The organism is Kitasatospora sp. NPDC033851 (assembly GCF_055576085.1).
This window is the reverse complement of sequence record NZ_JBVIRL010000007.1, coordinates 219,621-227,636: the sequence shown is the minus strand read 5'-3', so window position 1 is coordinate 227,636 and position 8,016 is coordinate 219,621. Positions and strand designations below refer to the sequence as shown.

General features: G+C 70.9%; 7 protein-coding genes and 1 pseudogene. 5 read left to right on the top strand and 3 right to left on the bottom strand.

All coding sequences use genetic code 11. The annotated features are described in order from the left end of the window. Positions 1-597: 597 nt before the first annotated feature. Genes ACZ51D_RS16470 through ACZ51D_RS16460 form a run of 3 tightly spaced genes read right to left on the bottom strand, consistent with a single transcriptional unit; the run spans position 598 to position 3,143 of the window. Positions 598-1,431: a WbqC family protein gene (locus tag ACZ51D_RS16470; RefSeq protein WP_465620983.1), complete on the bottom strand. Its 834-nt coding sequence runs from the start codon at positions 1,429-1,431 to the stop codon at positions 598-600. Further along, entirely contained in the window at positions 1,376-2,044 is a 669-nt protein-coding gene (locus tag ACZ51D_RS16465; protein WP_465620982.1) for a YdcF family protein, read from the bottom strand. The genes ACZ51D_RS16470 and ACZ51D_RS16465 overlap by 56 nt, the downstream gene beginning before the upstream one ends. Positions 2,045-2,057: 13 nt before the next feature. Next, positions 2,058-3,143 carry a helix-turn-helix domain-containing protein gene (locus ACZ51D_RS16460; protein ID WP_465620980.1) on the bottom strand — a complete coding sequence of 362 codons (1,086 nt, stop codon included), beginning with the start codon at positions 3,141-3,143 and terminating at the stop codon, positions 2,058-2,060. Between the two features lie 150 nt (positions 3,144-3,293). On the opposite strand from ACZ51D_RS16460, the gene ACZ51D_RS16455 reads away from it, so the two are divergent. The 5 genes and pseudogenes from ACZ51D_RS16455 to ACZ51D_RS16435 all read left to right on the top strand — a co-directional run bounded on the left by ACZ51D_RS16455 (position 3,294) and on the right by ACZ51D_RS16435 (position 7,993). Then, positions 3,294-3,740: a hypothetical protein gene (locus ACZ51D_RS16455; RefSeq protein WP_465620978.1), complete on the top strand. Its 447-nt coding sequence runs from the start codon at positions 3,294-3,296 to the stop codon at positions 3,738-3,740. Continuing rightward, positions 3,730-4,191: an ATP-binding protein gene (locus ACZ51D_RS16450; RefSeq protein ID WP_465620977.1), complete on the top strand. Its 462-nt coding sequence runs from the start codon at positions 3,730-3,732 to the stop codon at positions 4,189-4,191. The genes ACZ51D_RS16455 and ACZ51D_RS16450 overlap by 11 nt, the downstream gene beginning before the upstream one ends. Positions 4,192-4,548: 357 nt before the next feature. Next, positions 4,549-6,096 carry a nucleotidyltransferase domain-containing protein gene (locus tag ACZ51D_RS16445; protein WP_465620975.1) on the top strand — a complete coding sequence of 516 codons (1,548 nt, stop codon included), beginning with the start codon at positions 4,549-4,551 and terminating at the stop codon, positions 6,094-6,096. Beyond that, on the top strand, positions 6,093-7,223 hold the full coding sequence (locus ACZ51D_RS16440; RefSeq protein ID WP_465620973.1) for a hypothetical protein: 1,131 nt from the start codon (positions 6,093-6,095) through the stop codon (positions 7,221-7,223). The genes ACZ51D_RS16445 and ACZ51D_RS16440 overlap by 4 nt, the downstream gene beginning before the upstream one ends. After that, positions 7,201-7,993: pseudogene (locus ACZ51D_RS16435) on the top strand (SDR family NAD(P)-dependent oxidoreductase). Before ACZ51D_RS16440 ends, ACZ51D_RS16435 begins: the two are co-directional and overlap by 23 nt. Positions 7,994-8,016 lie beyond the last annotated feature (23 nt).

Here is an 8,016-nt window from a genome sequence, read left to right as displayed (position 1 = left end):
CGCGGCCCCCGCCCTCGGCGCCGGCGCCTTGCCGGGCGCCGGGGCCCCCCCCCCCACCCGCGCCCGCCGGGCCCCGGGGGGGGGGGGGCCGGCCCCCCCCCCCGGGGGGGCCCGGGCCCCCCCCGTCCCAGGCGAACACCCGCGCGTCATCCCGTCCACTGCGCACGTCCCCCACCGTTCCCCACCATCCACCCCCCACCCGCCTGCCGGCGGGTGCCCGCCCCCGCCCTCGGTGCGACAGGCGCCACCACACAACTCCTTCGACCGATGGAGAGGTTCGCTCGGCAGCAGGTTGACGGCCTCTACCCAATCAGGGCGAGCTCTGCCTCCACTGCCGTAGAGGTAGCACGCCGTGCTCCCGGTGCAGCCGGACGGCCGTACCCCCTCATTCGCCGCCCTCGGACCGCCCGGGACACACGGGCGGACCCTGTGGCGCCGGGGCCCCGACGACACCGAGTCGAACGGCGCGTCGGCTGTAACCGGTCCCGCCCGACGTCCACCGCTCGATCGACGAGGAAGCGGCCCACCAGCGGAGCATGCGCGACGACGGCGCTCCGTACCTCCTCAACTTCGGCTACAGCTACGGCTTCGCGTTCGTCAGCCCCGAACACCGCGAGGGCCGCTTATTCCGGGAGTGCCCGCAAGAGTCCGGCCAGTGCCGAGAAGAGGTCGGCACAGGAGTTCGGCCAGTTGCTGCGGCCCGTAGGCGGTGAGCGCGGCGACCGCGCTCATTCGGGACGCGCCGACCCACAAGCCGCCGTTCGGGACTGCGAAAGGCCGAAGCTCGATGGCGGCGCGGTCGAAAGCAGCAGGCTCGATGTAGCGCATTCCGCCCGTCCCGCAGAGATAGGTGCCGGCACCGACCGCCGAGCAGAGTTCTGCCAGGCGCTGGGAGCGGCCGGCACTCGCGTCAAGGTCGCTGCTGACCACTACCCGGCCGGTCCAGCCGACCATCGACAGGAGCAGAAGTGTGGATTCCTGCGCCACGATCCCCGTCCGGTCGGTGCGTTCGAAGACGTCGAAGAATCGATCCAGCCGTTCCTTGAACCCCGCCCAGTACGGAGCGGTCCGGTAGTGCTCGCGCAGCAGGTCCGCGGTTCGACGGCGGCTGCGCACCGGTTCGGTCATCCGGGCGTCCCGGATCAGGGTCGCCCGCCCTGCCGGAAGGTGAGTGGGGACACTCAGCCACCGGGTCGGGCCCGGCACGCCTACGGCCCGTGCGAGGCGGGCGCGGTGCTGGTAGTCGCGGCGGGCGAACTGCACGTCGTCCAGGACGATCCACACGTCCGCCGTGAACAGCTTGGCGAACGTGGACAGGCGGGGAAACAGGTTCGGCTGATGGACGGCACACACCAGCCCGTCAGATGATTCAGCCTCAGGTGAGCAACTTGCTGTCGAATCCGTCGGCCAGAAGCCGCTGATACGCGCCACGGACTGTCTCCGGAACATCCTGGGCGACGGCGAACCCGAGCCCCGGGTACTCGATCACCCGCTGGAGGTCGCCCACGAGGCCGTCGATCACGAGGGCGTCGTCGCCGATCGTCTTCACGTAGTCGTTCAAGTTCATCGGGGTCGAGGCGCACACCGCCTCGACCTGCGGCCACACTTGGCGGCACGTGGCGTACGCTCGGCGCTCCATGTACGGCATGCTCACCAGCAGTACCGAACGCACGTCGAGACCAGCAACCTCCAGAACCTCCCGGGAGAACTGGATGTTCTGCCCGGTGTTGCGGGCCCGCGGCTCCTGGAGGATCGCGTGACCGGGCACGCCGAGCGCGAGGGCGTGCTCGGTGAAGTGCGCGGCCTCCCCCCGGGGGAAGTGATCAGGCCGGGAGGGGTTCGGCCCGCCGGTGAACACGATCCTGGACACCAGACCGTCCAGGTACAGCGCGGCCGTCTCGGCGGCGACCCCGAGGTCGTGGCAGCCGAGGCCGATCGCCACATCGCACGGTTGCCGCCGGTGCCCCATCTGGTGGTACTCCCAGATCAGCGTGGCGTCCGCCCACTGCCGGTCGGTGATCTCGCGCTGCCGAGTGTCCGCCACGTCGTTCTCCTGCTCAATGGAGGCACGGTGCCCGCTGGAAGCCGGTCCGAATGCCTTGGATGCTCCTCTGCTGGTGGGTCATACCGTACTTGGCCGCCAATGCCTCGGCCCGGTCCAGCAGGGCGAGCCCCTCCCCGGCCGTCGCACGGTCGCTGAGCAGGATGTGCCCGTGAGCAGTGGTCAGCCGAACGTCCTGCATCGGAACCGCAGCGGTCGCGTTCAGCCGCGCGATCTCTATCTGTCGCACCGCCTCCCCCAGGTTCCCCGTCCCCCGGTGCGCAAGCGCAAGTTTCTGGTGCGCTGTCGCCCAGTCCTCCACTTCGCCGAGGTTCTCGAACGCCAGGATCGCCGACTCCGTGATGCCGACGGCCTGCTCGTGCCGCCCTTGCTTGTCCAACGCGGTGCCGACCCAAAGTGCCGCCCTCGCCCGGTCCCGCGGACTGAGCCGGAAATCGCCGGCCAATTCCGAGTACCGGGACGCCGCCGCATCGAGCTTCCCCGACATTTCCGTGACGACTGCCAGCGATAAGTCCAGCTGCGCGATCCGCCTCGGAATATCGAGTTGAGTGAACAACGACCGCGCCTGGCTGTACGACGTCGAGGCCGACAACGGGCCGAGCAGCACCCCTTGGTCGCGGCGCAGGTCACCCACGAGCGCGCTCGAACGGGCCAGCAGATAGAGACCTCGCTCGTCGAGCTCCCGCACGGCCCAGCGCGATCGCCAACGTTCCAGCAGGCTTCCGGCGAACACGAAGTCCTGCCGAGCCGCAGCAAGGACCGCTCGCTCGATGTCCTCCGTCCACGATTCGTACTCCCATGCCCGAGGCCCTGCCTGCATCTCCGCATGCATCGGAGCACCGGTCTGCTGTGCTACGAGAGTTTCGAAGCGTATCCGGGCTCCCGGATCGCACTGCCGCAGCACGGTGTCAAAAATCGCCTGAGTGTCCGGCCGGGGCTGGGTTCCCGCCCCCAGCCTCTCCCAGTTCGTCACCGCCCGCACCGACATGCCGAGGAGTGCAGCGAAGTCCCGCACGGACTTGCGGCATGCCACCCGCAGAGCCTTCGCTTCGAGCCCGGTCCACACGATCACTGCTGCCATCGCCACCTCCTGCTCCGGAAGTCATGGAAGCACCAGAAGCGGTGACTGTGCGCCAGAACTGCCACGGAACTGCCACGGCACGCGATTCCGTGACGTCCCGGGTTCGGGCAGCCTCAAAGCAGACACCCTCAGTGACCCGGAAGGAAGCGGATGCTGACCGAGCAACTCTCCGTCCCTCAGCCCGTGGTGGTCGGGCTCCTACGTGAAGCCGTCGCTGCGGGACTGCCGCGTCGGCGGGCGCTGGCCGGGGTCCTCGGCGACTTCTGTGAGCGGCGGGAGCTTCGTCTCGCCGAGGTGATCACGGATGACGGCACCGGGCCTGATGCCCTCCTCGCCCGCATCGAGGCGCGAGCCGACCTGTACGCCGTGGTCCTGCCCACGATCGCGCACCTGGGCAGCCACGCCGACGCCGACCGCCGACTCAGGTGCCTGGCCGACGCCGACATACGGCTCCTCGTCGCACGAGGCCCCAGGACCCTTTTCCGCCCCCGAGCAAGTGAGGCGCCCCATGGAACCACGAACCATCACGATGAGGTTTCCGGCCGACCGGGCGAGTATCGGCTCCCTCCGCCGCTGGGCGCAGCAAGTGATCGATGAACTCGGCCTGGGTGACGATGAGTTGGGTGACTTCGTGGGCGATGTGAAGGTCGTGCTGTCCGAGCTCGCCACCAATGCGGTCGTTCACGGCTGCGGGGGCGGACGGCCGGGTCTGGCGCTGAGTGCGGCACTGGGGCTCACCGAGGACGGTGCGCTGCGGGCGTGCGTCAGCGACCCCGGGCCCGGGCGGCCCGAATTGCGGGCGGCGGACGGGGAAGCCGTCGGCGGGCGTGGGCTCGCGCTCGTCCTCGCTCTGACGGACCGGTCCGGCGTCGACTCCCTTGCCGGGGGCGGGAAGTCGGTGTGGGCGGAATTCGACCTGTCCGCCCCGACCCGGGCCACGCCGTTCACTGTGGCCACTGCGGCTGCCACGCGGGCGGACCGGCGCCGGCGGGCGGTGTCGGCGCCGTTGCAGGGCCCGGTGGCGCTGGAGCGAATACCGGCGGCGTGACCGCATGACCCCAGTACCCCCGCCTCGGCAACCACCGCACGCCGGCCCGAGGCGGGACCGGCGGCTCCGGGTGAACCCCCGCAGCTGGAGCCGCCCACATTTCGCCGGCCTCGGCGACCCGCCAGGCCGGAAACCCGTCACGCCAAAGGGAGATTCGCCGTGCCGCGAACCGCCGCTCCGATCCTGGAGGCTCCCCAGCCTCCGCCGACCCCGCCGCCTCCGCCCCCGGCCCCGCCGACCCCGCAGCCGCCGTACCCGGGCCGTTAGCCCGATCCGGCTCTCGGCCGGGCGCCCCGCGGCGTCCGGCCGAGAGCCGCCAAGTGCCCCACCGTCGTTGTGCACCACCCGGAGGAAATCGTGTCCGTCTCCCCTGAGCACGACCCCACGTACGCCTCCGACGTCCGGGCCGCCGAGGCGGCCGAGCACGGCATCGTGCTCCTTCACGACGACGACCCGGTGATCGGCACTTCCCGAAGCCTCTCCCACGAGCGGCACGTCACCCCGGCCTACGCCGACTACCAGCGGCACCTCCACCTACAGATGCACCAGCTCGTTGCCGAGGGCAGGTGGGCGGAGACCGTCGTGGTCGGCGAGCACCGGGTCATGGCCGTCCAGGACGCCATCCGCCAACACCTGCACCCGATCGCCCCGCTCGTGCCGCCCCGAGCCCTGCCGGGGGTTCGGGTGGTCGCGCTCGGGGGCATGTCGGAGAGCGGCAAGAGCACGGCGGGCGAGTACCTGCGGGTCAGGCACGGATACGCCCGCCTCAAGATCGGCTACCTGATCGACGATGCCGCCCAGCGCGCGGGCATCGCCGACCCGTACGCGATCCCGGCCGTGGTGCGGGCCGAGCTGCTGGTCGACGGCCTCGACCGGTTCTGCGCGGCCCACCAGTTCCTCGAACACGTCACCATCGAGTCGCTGCACGACCAGGACGCGGCCGCCGAGTTGCGACGGATGCTCGGCGAGCAGCTGACCGTCGTGTATGTCGACGCGACGCCTGAGGTCCGCGCCGAACGCGGCACCGCCGGGCACGAGGACGTGGTCGAGCGCGACGCCGTGAAGGCCCGCCGTGGCGCGGCCGGGATCGCCTCGCTCGCGCAGGAGGTCATCGACAACAACCACAGCCGCTCGCACCTTGAACGTCGCCTCGACGGGATTGCCCTGGCTTGCCGATGGCCGCTGCGCAGGCCGTCCACGACGCCGGTGAACACCCTGGGCCTGCCCGTCCACCTGGAGTCCTACCTGTCCGAGTTGCTGGACCGCACCACCCTCCAGGTGCCGCCCGTCATCGACCTCCTCGCCGTGACAGGCAGCGGAGCCCGAGGCAAGTACCAGCACGGCTGGTCCGACCTGGACGTCTTCGTCATCGCCGAGCAGGACAGCCTTCCCGAGCTCCGACGGGCCCTCGCCGACCTCGAAGCCGAACTCGGTGGCGTCAAGCTCGGCCTGACCGTGCTGACACAGGAGGAGTGCTGCACCGGGGCGGTCACCTCCCGCCTGCTGCACGTCCTCATGCTGATCGGCTCCGGTGCCCTCGCGCCGCTGTGGTGCCGCCCCGGCCTGGGCCTGCCTGCTCCGGACGCGGCCGACGACGTCGCGGCCAGTGTCGAGGCCGGAGTGCAGGCCGCCATCGAGATCCGTCGCCAGCTCCTCAAGGGCGCTCCCGACCTCCGTGCCCTGTTCAAAGTCACCGCCCTGTTGGCCAAGGTGATGCTGCGCTTCGAGGACACCGAACGCGCTTCCGACGACGACGCGCTGGGCGTCTTCCTCGACCGCGAGCCCGACATCGACGCCGACCTACGCCCCCGGGCCCGCGAGGACCGCGAGAAGGCGGTGGAGCTGGCCAACACCGTCCTGGGCCACTGGCTGGCCACCATCTCCCTGCCGACGAGCCGCGCATGAACGGCCCCGCCGCCCCGGGTCCGGTCTTCCGCAAGATCCTCTCCCCCGCCGCAGCGGAGGCCGAGGTCCAGGGCTGGCAGGTCGCCGCCCGCACACTGCCGGTGCCCCGACTACTGGGCCGCAGCCAGGCGGCAGGAAAGCACGTCGTGGCCTACGAGGACGTGTTCGCCACCGGCCGGTGCAGCATGCTGCTCGGCGACGTCATCGCCACCGCCGACCGGCACCCGAGCGCCCTGCCCCGGGTCACCGCGCTGATCGACGCTGTCCGCGACAGCCTGCTGGCCGCAGTCGCCGACAGCGGCCGAACCGAGCCGCTCTCGTCCTGCGTGCCCGGCCTCTACCTGGACCGCATCCGCCCCGGCGGACGGATCGACAACTGGTACCTGTCCGGCGACCCCGCCGTCCCTGCCCCACGCACTGACCGGCCGATCCCCGTGCACGCCCTCACCGGCCACCTCTTCGTCGTCAACGGCATCCCGATGCGCCTCGACCTGCCCGCCATCATCTGGGAAGTCCGCGAAGCACTCTGCTCCGCCTGCACCTGGATCACCGCGCTCACCCAGGGCGACCCGACCGAACCGAACATCGCCGACCCGCTGTGCTGGCTCGACTTCCAGTACGCCGGCCGCAACACGCTCGCCGGGGAAATCGCCATCCTCCTCTGGTACTTGCTGGGCATGGGCGGCTGGCTCGTACCGACCTACCAGCCCGACGTGTACACCCGCACCCTGCCGCTCCACCTGCCACCGGTCACCACCCCGCACCTCGAACAGGTCGACCACGACGAGCGCCACCGCCGACTGGAAGTCCGCTACACCTGGCCCGTAGGCGCCGGACGCCAGGCCGCAATCACCCGCCTGTTGAAACGTGTTCGTGCTGACCTCGCCCCCGCCGCCGGGCTGGACCCGGACCGGTTCCTCACCCAGATCCGCCACTTCCTCACCCTACGAATCCTCGGTGTGATTCCGCCCGACCGCCTCAGCGGCCACGACCTCCTCCTGCTCCTGGCCAAACTCGCCGAAACCCAGCAGCCCGAGACCGTCTGCGAGACCTTCACCCGCGCCCAGCCTGTGCCGGCCACCAGCCCCGACGATCGGACCGACGATGACCACACCCACGCCGCTTGAACTGCCCATCGCCGCCCTGCTGCTCCAAGGCCGGGTGGCCCTGGTCACCGGCGGCGCCACCGGGATCGGAGCCGCGATCAGCCGAGCCCTGGCCGCCGCCGGAGCTGCCGTCGCCGTCAACCACCTCGCACAGATCCACCAGGCCCGCACCGTGCTCGCCGACGTACGACGCGAGGGCCGCAACGGCATCGAGGTCAGCGCCGACCTCACCGACGAACGCCGTCGCCGCGCTGGCCAGCCAGGTCGAGTCCGAACTCGGGCCGGTCGACGTTCTCGTCAACAACGCGGGCGCCTACCCGCGCATCCCATGGGGCAAGCTCGGCGAGGACGAGTGGGCGCGCGCCATCGAGTCCAACCTGACCATTCACTACCGCACTTGCCGGGCAATCAGCCCCGGTATGAGCTCCCGTCAATGGGGCCGGATCGTCAACATCGGCAGTGTCAACGCCCGCGCCGGCCGCGCCGGACTCACCGCCTACAGCACCGCCAAGGCCGGACTCCTCGGCCTCACCAGGTCGCTGGCCAGGGAACTTGGACCGGCCGGGATCTGCGTGAACACTGTCGTACCCGGGGCCATCCAGGTCGAGGCGGAGAACGACCTGCCCACCCACCACCGCGCCCGGCCCGAGGACCAGATCCGTCGCCAGTGCGTCCAGCGCCGAGGCCGACCCGAGAACGTCGCCGCAGCGGTCGCCTTCCTGGCCGGCCCCAGCGCGTCCTTCATCACCGGCCAGTCGTTGCACGTCGACGGCGGCTGGCTCCTCCACTGACCCGCCCATCCTACCGAACAGGA

What these genes read in the sequence shown, in the direction of transcription:
- ACZ51D_RS16460 (WP_465620980.1), bottom strand. Translation starts at nt 3,143, where the DNA reads ATGGCAGCAGTGATCGTGTGGACCGGGCTCGAAGCGAAGGCTCTGCGG.
- ACZ51D_RS16455 (WP_465620978.1), top strand. Translation starts at nt 3,294, where the DNA reads ATGCTGACCGAGCAACTCTCCGTCCCTCAGCCCGTGGTGGTCGGGCTC.
- ACZ51D_RS16440 (WP_465620973.1), top strand. Translation starts at nt 6,093, where the DNA reads ATGAACGGCCCCGCCGCCCCGGGTCCGGTCTTCCGCAAGATCCTCTCC.